At 64.1% G+C, this 17,113-nt stretch carries 16 protein-coding genes; 2 read left to right on the forward strand and 14 right to left on the reverse strand.

What is annotated here, in order from left to right; genetic code table 11:
• Positions 1–292 precede the first annotated feature (292 nt).
• A complete protein-coding gene (gltP, locus tag K8374_RS00480) occupies positions 293–1,633 on the forward strand; it encodes a glutamate/aspartate:proton symporter GltP (protein ID WP_224457549.1) in 1,341 nt (446 codons plus the stop codon).
• Between the two features lie 196 nt (positions 1,634–1,829).
• Positions 1,830–3,059 carry a nucleoside recognition domain-containing protein gene (locus tag K8374_RS00485; RefSeq protein WP_224457550.1) on the forward strand — a complete coding sequence of 410 codons (1,230 nt, stop codon included), beginning with the start codon at positions 1,830–1,832 and terminating at the stop codon, positions 3,057–3,059.
• On the opposite strand, the gene K8374_RS00490 is transcribed toward K8374_RS00485, so the two are convergent.
• The 14 genes from K8374_RS00490 to K8374_RS00555 form a co-directional block, all read right to left on the reverse strand.
• Positions 3,041–3,664, reverse strand: coding sequence for an ABC-type transport auxiliary lipoprotein family protein (locus tag K8374_RS00490; protein ID WP_224457551.1), 624 nt, complete (start codon positions 3,662–3,664; stop codon positions 3,041–3,043). The genes K8374_RS00485 and K8374_RS00490 overlap by 19 nt on opposite strands.
• Positions 3,661–4,599, reverse strand: coding sequence for an MlaD family protein (locus K8374_RS00495; RefSeq protein WP_224457552.1), 939 nt, complete (start codon positions 4,597–4,599; stop codon positions 3,661–3,663). The genes K8374_RS00490 and K8374_RS00495 overlap by 4 nt, the downstream gene beginning before the upstream one ends.
• A 3-nt stretch (positions 4,600–4,602) precedes the next feature.
• The gene (locus K8374_RS00500; protein ID WP_224457553.1) at positions 4,603–5,397 is read right to left on the reverse strand and encodes an ABC transporter ATP-binding protein; all 795 of its coding nucleotides are present in this window, start codon (positions 5,395–5,397) and stop codon (positions 4,603–4,605) included.
• Positions 5,394–6,527, reverse strand: a complete 1,134-nt coding sequence (locus tag K8374_RS00505) for an ABC transporter permease (protein WP_224457554.1) — start codon at positions 6,525–6,527, stop codon at positions 5,394–5,396. The genes K8374_RS00500 and K8374_RS00505 overlap by 4 nt, the downstream gene beginning before the upstream one ends.
• 90 nt (positions 6,528–6,617) lie before the next feature.
• Positions 6,618–7,640: a DUF5924 family protein gene (locus tag K8374_RS00510; protein WP_224457555.1), complete on the reverse strand. Its 1,023-nt coding sequence runs from the start codon at positions 7,638–7,640 to the stop codon at positions 6,618–6,620.
• 121 nt (positions 7,641–7,761) lie between these two features.
• Complete coding sequence (locus tag K8374_RS00515) at positions 7,762–9,168, reverse strand: M16 family metallopeptidase (RefSeq protein WP_224457556.1); 1,407 nt, start codon at positions 9,166–9,168, stop codon at positions 7,762–7,764.
• 29 nt (positions 9,169–9,197) lie between these two features.
• Complete coding sequence (locus K8374_RS00520; RefSeq protein ID WP_224459395.1) at positions 9,198–10,856, reverse strand: Na/Pi cotransporter family protein; 1,659 nt, start codon at positions 10,854–10,856, stop codon at positions 9,198–9,200.
• Positions 10,857–11,092: 236 nt separating this feature from the next.
• Positions 11,093–11,863, reverse strand: coding sequence for a TerC family protein (locus K8374_RS00525; protein WP_084855158.1), 771 nt, complete (start codon positions 11,861–11,863; stop codon positions 11,093–11,095).
• Positions 11,864–11,927: 64 nt separating this feature from the next.
• Complete coding sequence (locus tag K8374_RS00530) at positions 11,928–13,235, reverse strand: CitMHS family transporter (protein WP_224457557.1); 1,308 nt, start codon at positions 13,233–13,235, stop codon at positions 11,928–11,930.
• A gap of 287 nt (positions 13,236–13,522) precedes the next feature.
• Positions 13,523–15,481, reverse strand: a complete 1,959-nt coding sequence (locus K8374_RS00535; protein ID WP_224457558.1) for a DUF4105 domain-containing protein — start codon at positions 15,479–15,481, stop codon at positions 13,523–13,525.
• Entirely contained in the window at positions 15,478–15,798 is a 321-nt protein-coding gene (locus tag K8374_RS00540; RefSeq protein WP_084855155.1) for a DUF2388 domain-containing protein, read from the reverse strand. The genes K8374_RS00535 and K8374_RS00540 overlap by 4 nt, the downstream gene beginning before the upstream one ends.
• Before the next feature lie 26 nt (positions 15,799–15,824).
• Complete coding sequence (locus tag K8374_RS00545) at positions 15,825–16,118, reverse strand: DUF2388 domain-containing protein (protein WP_084855154.1); 294 nt, start codon at positions 16,116–16,118, stop codon at positions 15,825–15,827.
• Positions 16,119–16,206: 88 nt separating this feature from the next.
• The gene (locus K8374_RS00550) at positions 16,207–16,524 is read right to left on the reverse strand and encodes a DUF2388 domain-containing protein (protein ID WP_224457559.1); all 318 of its coding nucleotides are present in this window, start codon (positions 16,522–16,524) and stop codon (positions 16,207–16,209) included.
• Positions 16,525–16,815: 291 nt separating this feature from the next.
• The gene (locus K8374_RS00555) at positions 16,816–17,031 is read right to left on the reverse strand and encodes a DUF1127 domain-containing protein (protein WP_084855152.1); all 216 of its coding nucleotides are present in this window, start codon (positions 17,029–17,031) and stop codon (positions 16,816–16,818) included.
• Positions 17,032–17,113 lie beyond the last annotated feature (82 nt).

Raw genomic sequence — 17,113 nt, forward strand, 5'->3', positions numbered from 1 at the left:
GTCTTGTTCGGAAATCCGAACGCAGGAAGCCCAACCCTCTCAGATGCTCGTTTTTGCCTCCGAGCCTCATGCCGATTCGGCATGGGGTAGTCGTTTCCGGCATTAGACTGCCCCTCTTCCCGTCGCAATAGTTGCCGCCTTTTTCGCTGGCCCGAGCGCCCAGACGCTCGCTTGCGGTGACCTTCGATGGCGTCGCCGGACGGAAGCCCAACGTTGCCCAATGTGCTGCCAAAGGCCCTGGGATGCGTTTTTCCGCTTGGCACCCATGACCACTAGAAGAAAGGGTAATGACATGAAGAAGGCAAAACTGAGCCTCGCCTGGCAGATCCTCATCGGACTCGTCCTTGGCGTTGCGATCGGCGCGCTGCTGAACCATTTCAGTGCAGAAAAGGCATGGTGGATCAGTAATGTCCTGCAGCCAGCCGGTGACATCTTCATTCGCCTGATCAAGATGATCGTCGTCCCGATCGTGATTTCGTCGCTGATCGTGGGTATTGCCGGGGTTGGCGACGCGAAGAAACTGGGCAGTATCGGCCTGAAGACCATCGTCTACTTCGAGGTGGTGACCACCATCGCCATCGTCGTCGGCCTGGTGCTGGCCAACCTGTTCCATCCGGGTGCGGGCATCGACATGAGCACCCTGGGTACCGTCGACATCTCCAAGTACCAGGCCACCGCGGCCGAAGTGCAGCATGAGCATGCGTTCATCGAGACCCTGCTGAACCTGATCCCGTCCAACATCTTCGCGGCCGTGGCCCGTGGCGAGATGCTGCCGATCATCTTCTTCTCGGTGATGTTCGGCCTGGGTCTGTCGAGCCTGCCGGGCGATCTGCGCGATCCGCTGGTCCGTACCTTCCAGGGCGTGTCGGAGACCATGTTCAAGGTCACCCACATGATCATGAACTATGCCCCGATCGGTGTGTTCGCCCTGATCGCCGTGACCGTCGCCAACTTCGGCTTCGCCTCGCTGCTGCCATTGGCCAAGCTGGTACTGCTGGTGTACTTCGCCATCGCCTTCTTCGCCTTCATGGTGCTGGGCCTGGTGGCGCGCCTGTTCGGCTTCTCGGTCATCAAGATCATGCGCATCATGAAAGACGAGCTGATCCTGGCCTACTCCACCTCCAGCTCGGAAACCGTGCTGCCGCGGGTGATCGAGAAAATGGAAGCCTACGGCGCGCCGAAGTCGATCTGCAGCTTCGTGGTCCCGACCGGCTACTCGTTCAACTTGGACGGTTCGACCCTGTACCAGAGCATCGCGGCCATCTTCATCGCCCAGCTGTACGGTATCGACCTGTCCTGGAGCCAGCAACTGCTGCTGGTGCTGACCCTGATGGTCACCTCCAAGGGTATCGCCGGTGTACCGGGTGTTTCCTTCGTGGTGCTGCTGGCGACCCTGGGCAGCGTGGGCATCCCGCTGGAAGGCCTGGCCTTCATCGCCGGTGTCGACCGCATCATGGACATGGCCCGCACCGCCCTGAACGTGATCGGCAACGCCCTGGCGGCACTGGTGGTCGCCCGCTGGGAAGGCATGTACGACGCTGCCAAGGGCGAGCGCTACTACAGCTCGCTGATGGCCGGTAACAAGCATGAGGCGGTGGTGGCGGCTGGCAAGCCGGCCCAGCAGAACCAGTAAGGTATTCAGCGCTGCACAGGAAGCCCCGGCTTTGGTCGGGGCTTTTTGTTGGCCGCAGGAAAAATCGCCGGTAAACCGGCTCCTACAGGGGCAGCGCTGGCGGCGTACCTGGGAGCCGGCTCGCCGGCGATTGGGCCGGTACAGCCACCCTGCAATTCCGCTATCATTCGGAGCATTTTTCAGGGGGAACACACGGATGCTCAACGGCCTTTGGCTCGGCTTTTTCCTGGTGGCGGCGGTATCCGCCCTGGCCCAATGGCTGGTGGCAGGCAACGCCGGCATCTTCGCCGCGATGGTCGAGAGCATCTTCGCCATGGCCAAGCTCTCGGTGGAGGTCATGGTCTTGCTGTTCGGCACCCTCACCCTCTGGCTGGGCTTTCTGAAAATCGCCGAACAGGCTGGTATCGTCGAATGGCTGGCCAAGGTCCTGGGCCCGCTGTTCGCCCGGCTGATGCCCGAAGTGCCACCTGGGCACCCTGCCTTGGGCCTGATCACCATGAACTTCGCCGCCAATGGCCTGGGCCTGGACAACGCGGCCACGCCCATCGGCCTGAAGGCCATGCGCGCCCTGCAGGACCTCAACCCCAGCAGCACCACGGCGAGCAATGCACAGATCCTGTTCCTGGTGCTCAACGCCTCGTCGCTGACCCTGTTGCCGGTGACCATCTTCATGTATCGCGCCCAGCAAGGCGCCATGGACCCTACCCTGGTGTTCCTGCCGATCCTGCTGGCCACCAGCGCCTCGACCCTGGTGGGCCTGCTGTCGGTGGCGGTCATGCAGCGCCTGCGCCTGTGGGACCCGGTGGTACTGGCCTACCTGGTGCCTGGCGCCCTGTTGCTGGGGGCCTTCATGGCGTTTCTTGGCACCCTCTCGGCGACAGCGCTGGCCAGCCTGTCGTCGATCCTCGGCAACCTGACGCTGTTCGGCGTGATCGTCGTGTTCCTGGTCGTCGGCGCGTTACGGCGGGTCAAGGTCTATGAAGCGTTCGTGGAGGGCGCCAAAGAAGGTTTCGATGTCGCCAAGGGGCTGCTGCCGTACCTCGTCGCCATGCTTTGCGCGGTTGGCGTGCTGCGTGCCTCCGGCGCCCTGGAACTGGCGTTGGACGGCATTCGCCACACCGTCGAGTGGATGGGCCTGGACACCCGCTTCGTCGAAGGCCTGCCCACGGCATTGGTCAAGCCGTTCTCCGGCAGCGCGGCGCGCGCCATGCTGATCGAAACCATGCAGACCCACGGTGTCGATAGCTTCCCTGCACTGGTAGCGGCGACTGTACAAGGCAGTACCGAGACCACCTTTTATGTGCTGGCGGTGTATTTCGGCGCAGTGGGCATCCAACGCGTACGCCACGCGGTGGGCTGCGCCCTGCTTGCCGAGCTTGCCGGGGTGATCGCGGCGATCTGCGTCTGCTACTGGTTCTTCGCCTGAGCCTGGCTGGCCTGGGCTACCGTCCAGTCCACCAATTGCCCCACCAACCGATCGCTCGCTGCGCCGAAACCGCCGACCACCGCCGAGACCTGCGTGTCGCCCAGCGGCTGGCGCACCTCGAAGCGGTGGCTGGCGAGGATGCGCTGGCTGCGCCCTTGCACCAGGCGTGCGTCATAGCGGATCACCACTTCCACGGCACCGTCGGCACGGTACTCGCTCTGGAAGGCCTGCAGCTCGCCGACCAGCTCGTAGTCGGCTTGCAGGTTGCTGTCATCGGCGCTCAGGCGCTGTACCCGACCATCGCGCTGGAACCCATCGAGCAGGCGGTTGCGTACCAGCAGCGGCACTGGGTCGCTCCAGCGCGCGCCCTTGTAGCTGCTGATCACATCGCCCTGGGGGATTACCGCGATGCGAGGCCCGGCCAGGGTTTCGCTGGCCAGCGGCTTGTTCAGGCGCAGCGACCAGTCCAACGGCGGGACCGTGCGGCCAGCCTGATGCACCGGCAGGCGGTAGATGTCCACCGGCTCGCTCTGCGGCAGGATCGAACAGGCCGTGGCCAGGCTCAGCGTGGCGGCCAGCGCCAGAAGGCGCAGGGGCGGTCTCATGGCTGGAACTCCTTGTTGTTGTCACGGCCCAGCAGGTAGCCGCTCGGGTCTGCTTCCAGGCGCCGGGAGATGCCCTTGAGGGCATTCAAGGTTTCGCGTAGCTCGCGGATGGCCGGGGCCAGCTGGTTCAGGCCTTGAGCGCCGTCGTCGAGGGCTTCGCGGTTGTCCTTGAGCAGGCTGTTGATGGTCGCCGTGCTTTCGGCCAGTGACTGCATGGCCTGTTCGGCGCTGTCGAAGGCCTGCCTGCCCTCGCTGCCGAGCAGCCCATTGGCGTTGTGCATCAGGGCCTGGGTTTCGGCCAGGGTGGCGTTGGCCTGCCTGCCCACTTCGGCCAGTTGCTCGATGGCCTGGCTGATGCCGCCCTTGTTGTCGGCGAAGGCGCCGGTTGTCTGTTCCAGGTTGGCCAGGGTGTTGCTCAGGCGCTCGATGTTGCCTTCGGAGAACATCTGGTTGGCGTTGTGCAGCAGCAAGTTGACGTTGGTCACCAGGTCGCTGCTGTCGCTGAGCAGGCGCGAGATGGGCGATGGCGAGGCCACGATCACCGGCAGCTTGCCGTCCCTGCCCTTGAGCTCCGGGCTTTGCGGGGTGCCGCCACTGAGCTGGATGAACGAGTTGCCGGTCACTCCGGCCAGGGTCAGCTTGGCCTGGGTGTCCTCCTTGACCGGGGTATCGGCGCTCAGGCGAATGCGCGCCAGTACCCGGCGCGGGTCCTTGGGATCCAGGCGCAGGGTGCTGACATCGCCGACCTTGATGCCGTTGTATTGCACCGGGCTGCCCCGGGACAGGCCTGAAACGGCCTCATTGAACACCACTTCGTAGTCTTTGAAGGTGTCGTCCACGCTGGACTTGGTCAGCCACAGGCCGAACAGCATGGCACCGGCCACCACCAGGACGGTGACCAGGCCGATCAGGACATGATGAGCTCGGGTTTCCATTGTTCAGCGCTCCTGCCCGGCACTGGCGGCGGCATGCTCCGCCGCCCGCCCGCGTGGGCCGTGAAAGTATTCGTGGATCCAGGCATCGTCGGTCTGTTCGACCTGGGCCAGGGGGCCGGCCACCAGGACCTTCTTCTGGGACAGCACCGCGACTCGGTCGGTGATGGTATAGAGGGTATCCAGGTCGTGGGTGATCAGGAACACCGACAGGCCCAGGGCATCGCGCAGGGTCAGGATCAGTTGGTCGAAGGCCGCTGCGCCGATTGGGTCCAGGCCGGCGGTGGGTTCATCGAGAAACAGGATGTCGGGGTCCAGCGCCAGGGCCCGGGCCAAGGCGGCACGCTTGATCATGCCGCCGGACAGCGACGAGGGGTATTTGTCGGCGGCGGAGATCGGCAGCCCGGCCAGCGCCAGCTTGACCCCGGCCAGGTGTTCGGCGTCGGCACGGGACAGCCCGGCGTGCTCGATCAGCGGCAGGGCCACATTCTCGGTCACAGTCAGCGAGGAGAACAATGCGCCCTTCTGGAACAGCACGCCGAAACGCCGTTCCACTTGCGAGCGTTGTTCATTGTTCAACGTGGCCAAGTCTTGACCGAAGACCTTGACCTGCCCTTCGTTGGGCCGACGCAGGCCGATGATGCTGCGCAGCAGTACCGACTTGCCGCTGCCGGAACCGCCGACCACGGCGAGAATTTCACCACGGTACAGGTCCAGGTCGAGGTTTTCGTGCACGCTCTGGCTGCCGAAGCGGTTGCAGATGCCCCGGGCCTCGATCACGGCTTCACGTGCGCCACTCACCAGCCCATCTCCATGAAGAACAGCGCCGCCACGGCATCGAGCACGATCACCACGAAGATCGACTGGACCACGCTGGAAGTGGTGTGCGCGCCTACCGATTCGGCGCTGCCAGTGACCTTGAAGCCTTCGAGGCAGCCGATGGCCGCGATCAGGAAGGCGAAGAACGGCGCCTTGACCAGGCCGACGAGGAAGTGCTGCACGCCGATATCGCTTTGCAGCAGCGAGAGGAACATGGCCGGTGAGATGCCCAGCGACAGGGCGCAGACCACTGCGCCCCCGACGATGCCGCAGATCATCGCGACGAATGTCAGCAACGGCAGGGAGATCAGCAAGGCCAGCACTCGAGGGGCCACCAGCAGTTCGATGGGGTTGAGCCCGAGGGTGCGGATGGCGTCGATCTCTTCGTTGGCCTTCATCGAGCCGATCTGCGCGGTAAAGGCGCTGGCGGTGCGCCCGGCCATGAGGATGGCTGTCAGCAGTACGGCGAACTCACGCAGGAAGGAGAAGGCCACCAGGTCGACCGTGAAGATCGTGGCGCCGAAGTCGGCCAGCACCGTGGCGCCGAGGAAGGCCACCACCGCACCCACCAGGAAGGTGAGCAAGGCGACGATGGGCGCGGCGTCCAGGCCGGTCTGCTCGATGTGCGCGACCACCGGCGTGACGCGCCAGCGATGGGGCTGCAGGGCCCGGCGGGCGAGGGTTTCCAGGATCAGGCCAATGAAGCCGAGCAGTTGCCGGGTATCCTGCCAGAGGGTCGCGACCGCGCAGCCGATGCGTTCGAGCAACAGCAGCAGGACGTGGCGCTCGGGCTCTTTGACCGGAATGCAGTAGTCCTGCACCGAGCAGTAGACGTTCTTGAGCAAGGCACGGCTGGCGTCGGGGAGCTCGCTGGTGCAGCGCGAGAGGCGCTCGGAGCCGAGCAGCTCGGCCAGCAGCGAGGCGCCGGCGGTGTCCAGGCGGCCCAGTTGGCTCAGGTCGGCGATGGCATCGTCGCCATATTGCGTGCGCAACTGATCGCTCTCGCGCTTGAGCTCGGCGTAGTGGGCCAGGGTCCAATCACCGGCAATGCGCAGGCAGGCCGGTTGGCTGCTGGTGTCCAGGGTGGCGCTGGGGGTGGTCATAGGCTCCATGCATCTGACAGGGCGCGAGGCGTCGACTCAGATCATAGCGTAATGGTGCCGCTGGGGATGCGCTGCTAGCACCGTCCACTCCCACAGATTTCATTGTGCTGGCGCATCCTCGATGATCTTGAAGCGCAGCACGCCGATCACCTGGCCATCCTCGGTCAGCACCCTCACCTGCCATTTGCCCACGGGGTTGGGCGGGAAGTTCTGCTTGTGGGTCCAGGCCCGGTAGCCCTCCTTGCGCCCACCATGGATATCCAGAGCGATGCGGTCCACCTCTTTGCCGTTCAACTGCCATACGTGGTAGATGCGCTCGTTCAGGCCGCGCGGGGCATTGATCGCGGTGTAGGCGTACAGGCCGCCGCTGCGTATGCGGCTGGCGGGGACTTCATCGAGCGAGTCCCCAGGCTGACGGTTCTGCACTTCGGTGCTGACTGCCACTTCGGTCATCCACAGGGTGGCCGGCGGCACCCAGGAGCGCAGCAGCCAACCACCGCCGCCTACTGCTAGGGTCACCAGCACCAGGGCCACTGCGCGACGCCAGTTATTGATGGGGAAACTGCTGGCAAGGCTGGGGAAGGACAACGCCATGGCGGCGATCAAGGCCAGCTTGAAGCTCTGCGCCGTGGTCAGGTGCAGGATGATCGGCAGGGCGGTCAGCAGCGCAGCGAACAGGGTCAGGGTGTGCAGCGCGAGGAACAACCAACGCCTGGGTGCCAGCCACTTGTAGTACAACGGGTCGATGATCGAGATCAGCCCGGCGGCGGCGAGCAGGCCGGTGAATACCACCTGGCTGCTGTTCCAGGTGGTGGTGATGAAGAAGAACGGCAGGACGAAGAACAGGCTCTCCTGGTGGATCATCTGCGTGGCATAGCGCAGCAGCGGTTGCGGGATCTCGCGCTTGAACACCTTGGTGAACAGGCCTGTGAGGGCGTTCTCCAGCATCAGCCAGATCCAGCTGACCAACATCAGCACGGCGATCCAGCTGGCCAAGCCGGCCTGGCGGTCCACCAGGATGAAACTGCCGATACCGGACAGGAAACCGGCCAGCGCGATGACGCCGGGGTAGCGCTTGAGCAGCTCGATCACACGGATGACGAAGTGGGGTATTGGGGGCATGGGGGCAACAGAGAGGGCATGAATTTAGGGGGCCATACTGGCCCCATCGCGGGACAAGCCCGCCCCTACAGGGGCGATAGGGCCGCAGCTGGCAATATGATGTTGCAAGGATACTGCCAAATCAGGGCTCGCGTGTAGCGTCGCCAGGCTTTGGCGCCGAATGGCGTCGACGTCGCAGCAGGCCGCCGGCCAGGACCAGGCCCAGCAACAGCGCGACCAGCCCGTAGAGCTCGTCATAGCCTAGCAGCGGTTTCTCGATGCGCACGTAGCCCTGGGACTTGAGCATTTCACGCAGGGCCGCATCCGCCTGCTCGAGGCTGACCTGGCGCAGCTTGCGCGCTGGGTCCAGGAAGCGCCCATCGTTGTAGTTGTTGAGCGCGCTCCAGTAGTAGTCGGCCAGGGCGCTGTTGCCTTGGGTGTTCCAGCTTTCACGGGCAATGGCGGCATCCTTGATGCGGGCGAAGGTATCCGGGTCCAGGCCGTGCTCGCGCAGGTGTTCGAACAGCTGCTGCAGCACCTTGACTGCGACGTCCACATCCTGGCGCTCAAGGTCTGCGTTGAGCGCGAGCATGCCGGTATCGCCGAAGCTTTCGCGCCGCACCGATGGCCCGTAGGACAGGCCGTGGCGCAGGCGCAGCTGGTCGTAAAGGGCCCATTCCAGGTAGCGCGAGAGCACGTCCAGGGTGGCCTCGTGGCCCTCTTCGAGTACCGGCTCGATGAACAGCCAGTGCAGCTTGACGTTGTCACCCAGCCAGCCGCGCGTCAGGTCGCGGCGTTGTTCGGCCTGCTGGCTGATGGACTCAAGGCTGCGACGCTCGCCCGGCTCGCTCGCCGGCAGCTCGCCGTAGGTGCGCTCCAGGTAGGCCGGCAGCAGGCGGTCGAGGCCTCCGACCACGATCAAGGTCATGTTGTTGGCAGCGTACCAGTGCTCGCGCAGGGCCTTGACCTGCTCGAGGGTCATGGCATCGACGTTGGAGCGCTCTGGGCACTTGAGGCCAAGCTCCACGGCCAGCTGGTCGCTGCCGGGGTGGCCGATGTCCTGGCGGTCGAGCCAGCGTTGCAGGTGGCCGTAGTGGCCGCCATCCTCGCGTTCGATGATCTTCTTGGCCGTGGCCAGGGCCTTGGCGTCGATGGGCGTATCGCGGATCACCGCCAGCAGCAAGTCGAGCACCTTGCGCTGGTTACGTGCCGGGGCTTCGATCACGAAGGTGGTGTCGGCGCTGCTGGTGTAGGCGTTCCACTCCCCGCCCAAGGCTTGGATGCGCTCTTCCAGGCCGCCTTCGCCGGTGTCGTCAATACCATTGAACAACAAGTGTTCGAGCAGGTGCGGCAGCTCTTTCTGGTCGCAGTCGAAATCGTCCAGGCCGACGCCCACCACCAGGCGTATCGCCACGTGGTCGCGCTCGTAGCCGGATTTGAGGATCACCTGCAAACCGTTGGGCAACAGGTAGCCCTCTACCCGTGAGCGATCGAGGGCAAGCGAAGGGAGGCTGCAGATCAGCAGGCAAACGAACATCAGGCAACGCATTGGCGAGCGAGGGTCTCCGGTGTGCAAGTTCAGGACAGGCGGGCTTCGTCCGGCACGCTGTCGAGCAGAAGCCCGCCCGTATCCCCGCCGCCCAGTACCACATAGGCACTGCTGCAGAACAAAGAGTTCAATCGCTTCATGTCGGCGATCAGCTCCAAGTGTAGCGAACTGGTCTCGATACTTTGCACCACTTTACGTTGCAGGCGGCTGACATGGGCATGGGCAAGGCGCCGTTCCTGGGCGCGAAAACGACGTTTCTCGCGCAACAGCAGGCGTGCGCTCTCCGGATCGGCGCTGAGGAACACCGACAACCCCAGGCGCAGGTTGGCCAACAGTTGCTCCTGAAGGCCGGTCAGTTCCTCCAGGCCGACCTGGGAGAACTCCCTGCGCTGGGACGTCTTCTGCTGCTGGACCTTGCGCAACATGCGCTCGATCAGGTCGCTGGCAAGCTTGAGGTTGATCGCCAGCTCGATGATCTCGGCCCAGCGCCGGTTATCCTGCTCGCTGAGATCTTCCCGGCTCATCTGCGCCAGGTACAGCTTGATGGCGCTGTACAACGCCTCGGCATCCTCGCCGAGCGCACGCACCTGCTGCGGCAAGGCGGTCTGAGTGCCGCGCAGGGCGCCGAGCATCGCTTCGAGCAGGCTGTCGACGATGTCGCCTAGGCGCAATGTCTCGCGCGCCGCGTTGGCCAGGGCCAGGCTTGGGGTACCCAGGGCGGTGGTATCCAGGTGGCGGGGGCGGATCTGCCCGTTGCCGTTATCCCGGTCAGGCAGTAGCCAGTTGCACAGGCGGCCCATGGGTTTGACCGTGGGCAGCATGATCAGGCAGCGCAGGGTGTTGTAGAGAAGGTGGAAGCCGATCACCAGCTCCTGGGGGCTGAAGCTCAGCGAGTCCATCCAGTCCACCAGCGGGTGCAGCACCGGAATCACCAGCACCAGGCCGATCAGCTTGTACAACAGGCTGCCCAGGGCCACCCGGCGCCCGGCGGCGTTCTGCATGCTGGTGGTGAGGAACGCCAGCAGGCCGCTGCCGATGTTGGCTCCGACCACCAGGCCGATGGCCACCGGCAGGCTGATCACTTCTGCCCCGGCCAGGGTGGCGGTGAGCAGCACGGCGGCGAGGCTGGAATAGGACACCAGGGCGAACAGGGCGCCGATCAGCGCATCGAGCAGGATGTCGCCGGTCAGGGAGGCGAACAGCACGCGTACGCCTTGGGCGTGGGTGATCGGTGCGGCGGCCTGGACGATCAGTTGCAGTGCCAGGATGATCAGGCCCAAGCCGATACCCACGCGGCCTAACTGGCCGGCGCGGGTCTGTTTGCGCGACAGGAAGAAGATCACGCCAAGGAAGATCAGCAGCGGCGACAGCCATGAGAGGTCGAACGTCAGCACCCGCGCCATCAGGGCCGTCCCGACGTCGGCACCGAGCATGATCGCCAGCGCCGGGGTCATGGCCATCAGGCCCTGGCCGACGAACGAGGTCACCAGCATCGCCGTAGCGTTGCTGCTTTGCACCAGGGCTGTCACCACGATGCCGGCGATGAAGGCCAGCGGACGCTTGCTCATGTTCTGGCTGAGCACGCGGCGCAGGTTGGAGCCATACACCCGCAGGATGCCGGTACGCACGATATGCGTGCCCCACACCAGCAGGGCCACGGCGGACAGCAGGTTGAGCAGGGTCAGCATGTTCAGGCCCCCCTTGTTGCCGATGCCCCAGGCTGGGGCCAATGGTGAAGCCGTGAGCCGGTGCCCGGGGGTGGGCGTTTTTATCTCGTGCTCACTCAAGCTTTAGTTGTTTTGCGGACCTGCCGCCAGCTTCGCATGCGCGGCAAGCTTTTGAAACATATCTGTCATGAAAGCGTTGTCATGACCCGGAAACGACAAAGGGCCCCGGAGGGCCCTCTGTTTTGCGCTTCCTGATCTTATTGACCCGGAATGTCCTTGCGCAGTTTCACTGGCTCGTGCTCTTTGCCTTCCTTGCGTGCCAAGGCGGTGCGCATGCGGATGTTGATCGCCTCCACCGCCAGGGAGAACGCCATGGCGAAGTAGACGTAGCCTTTCGGCACATGCACGTCGAAGGATTCGGCGATCAGCACGGTACCGACCACGATCAGGAACGACAGCGCGAGCATCTTCAGCGACGGGTGCTTGTCGATGAAGTCGCTGATGGTGCCGGCGCACAGCATCATCACCAGGACCGCGACGATGATCGCAGCGATCATCACCGGTACATGGGAGACCATGCCGACCGCGGTGATCACCGAGTCCAGGGAGAACACGATGTCGATGATGGCGATCTGAATGATGGTGTAGAAGAACTTGCCGCCCGCGCCCTTGGGCTCGTCCTGGCTTTCGTCTTCGCCTTCCAGACCGTGGTAGATCTCCTGGGAGCTTTTCCACAGCAGGAACAGGCCGCCGAAGAACAGGATCAGGTCGCGCCCCGAGATGCCTTGGCCGAAGACCTCGAACAGGTCGTCGGTCAGGCGCATCACCCAGGTGATCGACAGCAACAGCATGATGCGGGTGATCATGGCCAGGGCCAGGCCGAAGATCCGGGTGCGCGGCTGCATGTGCTTGGGCATGCGGCTGACCAGAATCGAGATCATGATGATGTTGTCGATACCGAGAACGATCTCAAGCGCGGTAAGGGTAAAAAAGGCAACCCAGATTTCCGGGCTGGTCAGCCATTCCATGTGTAATCCTTCGAGTGGTAGAGGCGATACGCCCGGCTGGGCGCATCGCGATGTGGGGTTCGCCTTACAGGCTGCTGAACAACGGGAAGATGCCCATCAGCAATGCGGCGAGCATTATGCACATGCACACGAGCACTGCCCACTTCAGTGTGAAGCGCTGGTGATCGCCGAATTCGATACCCGCCAGGGCCACCAGCAGGTACGTAGAAGGTACCAGCGGGCTCAGCAGATGTACCGGCTGCCCGACGATCGACGCACGGGCCATTTCCACCGGGCTGATGCCGTAGTGGCTGGCAGCTTCCGACAGTACGGGCAGTACGCCGTAGTAGAACGCGTCGTTGGACATGAAGAAGGTGAACGGCATGCTGACGATGGCCGTGATCACCGCCAGGTACGGTCCCAGAGTGTCTGGAATCACGGCCAGCAGGCTTTTGGACATGGCTTCGACCATGCCGGTACCCGACAGGATGCCGGTGAAAATACCCGCTGCGAAGATCAGGCCGGTCACCGCCAGCACGCTGCCGGCATGGGCGGCGATGCGGTCTTTTTGCTGCTGCAGGCAGGGGTAGTTGACGATCATGGCGATGCTGAAGGCGATCATGAACAGCACCGGCAACGGCAGCGCACCGGCGATCAGGGCCACCATCAGGGCGGCGGTCAGGGCGCCATTGAACCAGATCAGCTTCGGCCGGCGTGCTTCAGGGAACTGCGAGACGCTGATTTCGCTGTGATCGATGTCGTCGGTAGGCAAATGGAGTTCGCCCAAACGGGCCCGTTCGCGTTTGCCGTACATGTAGGCGATAGCCAGGATCGCCAGCACACCGAAGACCATGGCCGGGATCATTGGCACGAAGATATCCGAAGGGTCGACGTGCAGGGCGCTGGCGGCGCGGGCGGTGGGGCCACCCCAAGGGGTCATGTTCATCACGCCCCCGGCCAGGATGATCAGGCCGGCCATGATTCGCGGGCTCATGCCCAGGCGGCTGTACAGCGGCAGCATGGCGGCGCAGCAGATCATGTAGGTGGTGGCGCCGTCACCGTCGAGGGAGACCACCAGGGCCAACGCTGCGGTGCCGACCGATACCTTCAGCGGGTCGCCCTTGACCAGCTTGAGAATCTTGCGCACGGCCGGGTCGAACAGGCCGGAGTCGATCATCAGGGCGAAATAGAGAATGGCGAACATCAGCATCACGCCGGTGGGCGCAAGTTTGCTGATGCCTTCGAGCATCATCGGGCCGATATGGCTGTAGAAGCCCCCGAACAGGGCGAACAGGATCGGTACCAGGATCAGGGCGATCAAGGCCGACAGGCGCTTGGTCATGATCAGGTACATGAACGAAATGACCATGGCGAAGCCGAGGAAGGTCAGCATGGCGGTACTCCAGGCGTGGCGCGGCGAAAGGAAAGTCGATTCGGGCGGATCAGCGCGTCAGGCGCTGCGCGGGGAGCAACCGGGGGGGAACAGCGAAAAGGCGGGCACAGGAAAACATCGGTATCACCATTGTTGTTGTCGATTGGGCCGGGCGCGGAATGTTCCGGGTGCCCTGGCTGACCGGTCTGCTGCCGGTAGTGGGGCTATCCTATGGGCGCAACCTTTCAGCCAGCTTTCGTCTGGAACAAGGCGACCGGAGGTCATGGTGAGGGCGGCAGTACAGGCGGCTACGGCAATTGCAGGCCGCCCGCGGCCTTGTGCAGTGCCCGCAGGTGCTCGCCGATCTGCTTCACGTTGGCTTCGACTGCCGCGATCTCCCTGGCCCGGGAGGGCTCCAGCAAGGCGCGCACTTCCTTGTCCAGGTCGGTGCTCAGGCGCAGCAGCTGGGCCTGCCGTTCGCGGCTGACCTTTTCCAGGTGCTCGCGCTCCTGCGGCTGCGGCAGGCCATAGCCCTTGGCCTCCAGCAGCTCCGCCGGGCGGCTGAGGAAGCCGCTGTTGGCGAGCATCTGCTGCAAGGTGTCGTTGGCCTTGGCGATGCTGCCATCCTTGAGCGCTGCGGCGTTGAGGTAACGCTGCTTGACCTCGTCCTGGGCCAGCAGCAACTGGCGGCGCAGGCTGGCTTGCTCGAGCAGGAGCAAGGCCGCGCTGGTGCGCAGGTCGGCCTTTGGGAACCAGGCACGGCGCTGCTCGGCATCCAGGGCCAGCCAGTCCTCGACCTTGTCTTGCTTGATCGGCAACTGCTTTTTCAAGACGTCGAACATGGCCTGGTAGCGCTCGCGGTAGGAGTCGAAGCGATAGCCCAGGCGCAGGGCTTCGCGTGGGTCATCGAGCACGCTGGTATCGGCCAGCCCGCGCCCCTTGAGCACCTCCAGCAAACCGTTAGGCATGATGCTGTCCAGGTCGTTGAAACGTGGGTTGCCGGTACCGCTGCGCAGTAATTTCAACGACTCCACCGCGCAGTTGTTGGACAGGAAGAAGTAGCTGCCGTCATAGCTCCAGTGCATCTCGGCCGCCTGGCGCACCACGCTTTCCACTTCCTGGCGGGTCAGCTTGAGCGGGATCGAGGCCAGGCTGCGTAGCTCGGTCTTGGTGTATTCGTCGATCACCTGGCTCAACGGCAGCACGAACAGCCGCGAGGGGTAGGCGCCGGTGAGGCCGTCCCAGCTGGACAGCTGCAAGTCGTTGACGAATGCCCGGTAGGACAGCACCAGGTGCTGGTCCAGGTCCAGCCGGCAATCCGGGCCGCGTGGTCGGCCGGGGGCGCAGATGACCAGGCGCAGCATACTGTGGCCCCAGCGGCTGACCCAGTTCTGGTTGGCCTCGGCCAACAGGTAGTCGACTTCGTAGACCCGCTCGGGGTCGATCTCGCCCAAGGGCTGGCGAGCGAAGTCGCTGCCTGCATTGAGGAACGGCAGGCCGCTGGCGCATGGGGTGGGCTGTGGTGCCCAGCCAAAGTGCTCGCTCAGGTATTGGTTCAGGGCCGGCCGGCGGCAGGCGTAGCTCGGGTCGAGGAGGAAATACTCCATGTTGACCGCGATGTATTCCTTGGGGCTGCTCAGCTCGTAGCTGTCGGGGCTGCGCACGAACTGGCCGTTGTGCTGCTCGCGCTCGCCGCGCCTGCCGACGTATTGCGGCCAGCCGGCCAAGTCGAGCAAGCGTGGGTCGTCGCTCAAGGTAAAGCGCCGTTCTGCCTGGCCACGGCATTGTTGCGGCAGGCCAACCTTGCCCAGGCTGCCTTGCTGGCGCTTGCAACGGGTGATCAGCTGACGTTCGGCGGCAGGCCACAGGCGCGCGCGGTCGTAGATGTGGGTCAGCTCGTGGAGCACCGTGGCCAGCAGTTCCTGGCGCACCGTGCCGTGGGGGCGGCCGGTCTGCTCGCGCGCGGCGCTGCCATCGACCAGGCCTGGCAACAGGCGGCGGTTGAGGTCGAGTGTCGAGACCAAGGAGGCCTGGCCGTAGGCATCGGCAGGCATATGCGTACTCCAGCTGACCTGGATGCGTCGGTCCAGTTGCTGTTTGAAGCGTGGCGGAAGTTTCGCCATGGCCTCGTCGAGCAGGGCCTGGGTGGCCTGCTGCTGCTGCGGGTCGAGGCCGGTTGTCTGCGGCTCGAGCTGCAGGTCTGCCAGAGCGGGCGTGCCGAGCAGCGTCAGGGCGCAGCCCAGCAGCCAGGCACGCACGCGTTTCACAGGGCGAGAATGGCTTCGGCCAATACCTGGTCGCTGGCGTCGCGCGCTTCGGGAACGCGTTGGCGAATGGTGTTGAAGGCGGCTTCGAGCTGGGCGCCCCGGATCTCGCCGCGGCTGGCGACAAAGCTGGCCGCGTCGTCGTGGGCTTGCTGCACGACCTTCGAGTCGCGGATGGAGGTGGTGGTATCAGAGGTGAAATCGATCGAACGGCCGAAGGCACGGACGATGATATTGCTGGTGGCCACCAGGGTTTGTGCCTGGGCCAGGTCTGCCAGCAGCAGCATGCCGAGGGCGGCGGCGATCAGCGGTTTACGCATGGAGCATCTCCGGAGGATACGGGTATTCATTGGACGAGAATCGCTTCGGCCAGTTCAAGGTCGCCGACAGAATGATGCGGGTGGGCATGACGTAGCGAACTGAGGGCCGCCTGCAGGCGTGCGCCACGGATCAGGCCGTCTGTGGCGACGAAGGCCGCGGCATCGTCACGGGCTTGGATGACCAGTTTGCGATCGAACGGCGCGGTGGTCACCTGGCTGGTGACATAACCGCTGGCGACCAGGCTCTGGGTGGTGACATCCATGGCATGGGCGCTTCCCATGCCGACGAAGGCGAACAGCAATGGCAACAGATAACGCATGACTTTCGAGTGACGTTGGACATGGACGGCGAAGGCTACCCCGGAAGCGCCGGCCAAGGCCAGCGTATCCGGGTTGGCGCGTCGTGGATCAGAGCGCCAGGATGGCCTGGGCCAGTTGCGCGTCGCTGGCTTGCAGGCTTGGCTGTTGCTCGCGGATATGAATGAAAGCGCTTTCCAGCTTGGCGCCGCGGATGGCGCCTTCGCTGCCGACGAAGGTCGCGGCATCGTCACGGGCGGCCTGGACGATCTTGTCGTCTTTCAAGGACGAGGAGAGATCGGAAGTCGCGTCGGTGGACGCGGCAACACCGCGCACGACCGCGTCAGTCGTGACGACGAAGCTGGAGGCGTTGGCAGTGCCGGCCAGGGCCAGCAGCAGGGCGGCGCCGATGAAATGGTTACGGGACATGGTCGTGGACTCCTGCGTAAGGGTCTTGGGTGGTTCTGGTTATCGGGCGTCGCTCGGCTCGTCACGGTATTTGCCAAGCGGCTGAAGCGAAGCGTATCACGCGCCAGTGCAATGCAGCTCATCGCCGACAGTTTTTGCGTAACTGTTGCGGTACTAATTGGCTATCCGAAAACTGTACTGGTTGGGACTGTAAGCCCCATGCCAGACGCTTAGAAAACAAAAAGCCCGCCGCGGTCTCCCGCGACGGGCTTCAGGAATTCTGGGTGCTGGCCGAGGCCAGCGAGCCCGGGCTTAGCGCCAGAACGGCTTGCTCAGCTCTTCGTAACGCTGCGACTCGCTGATACCGGCGTCGGCCAGCAGGCGGGCGTCCAGGCGAGCCAGCTGACGGCGGCTGGAGACGCGGCGCTGCCACAGCAGCAGGGTCGACAGGGCGCGCAGAGGCAGCGAAGCGTGGGAGGCTTGAGCGTTGTTTTCAAAAACCAGATCGGAACTGAGGGTGCGTTCCATGATGTGTCATCCTTCCGCTTGTGGCGGCATTAGGTAGTGATTTAACTGATGCCAATGATCCTCCTCTGTCGTCCAGAACAGT

Source organism: Pseudomonas sp. p1(2021b), from assembly GCF_020151015.1.
Classification (GTDB): Bacteria; Pseudomonadota; Gammaproteobacteria; order Pseudomonadales; family Pseudomonadaceae; genus Aquipseudomonas; species Aquipseudomonas putida_K.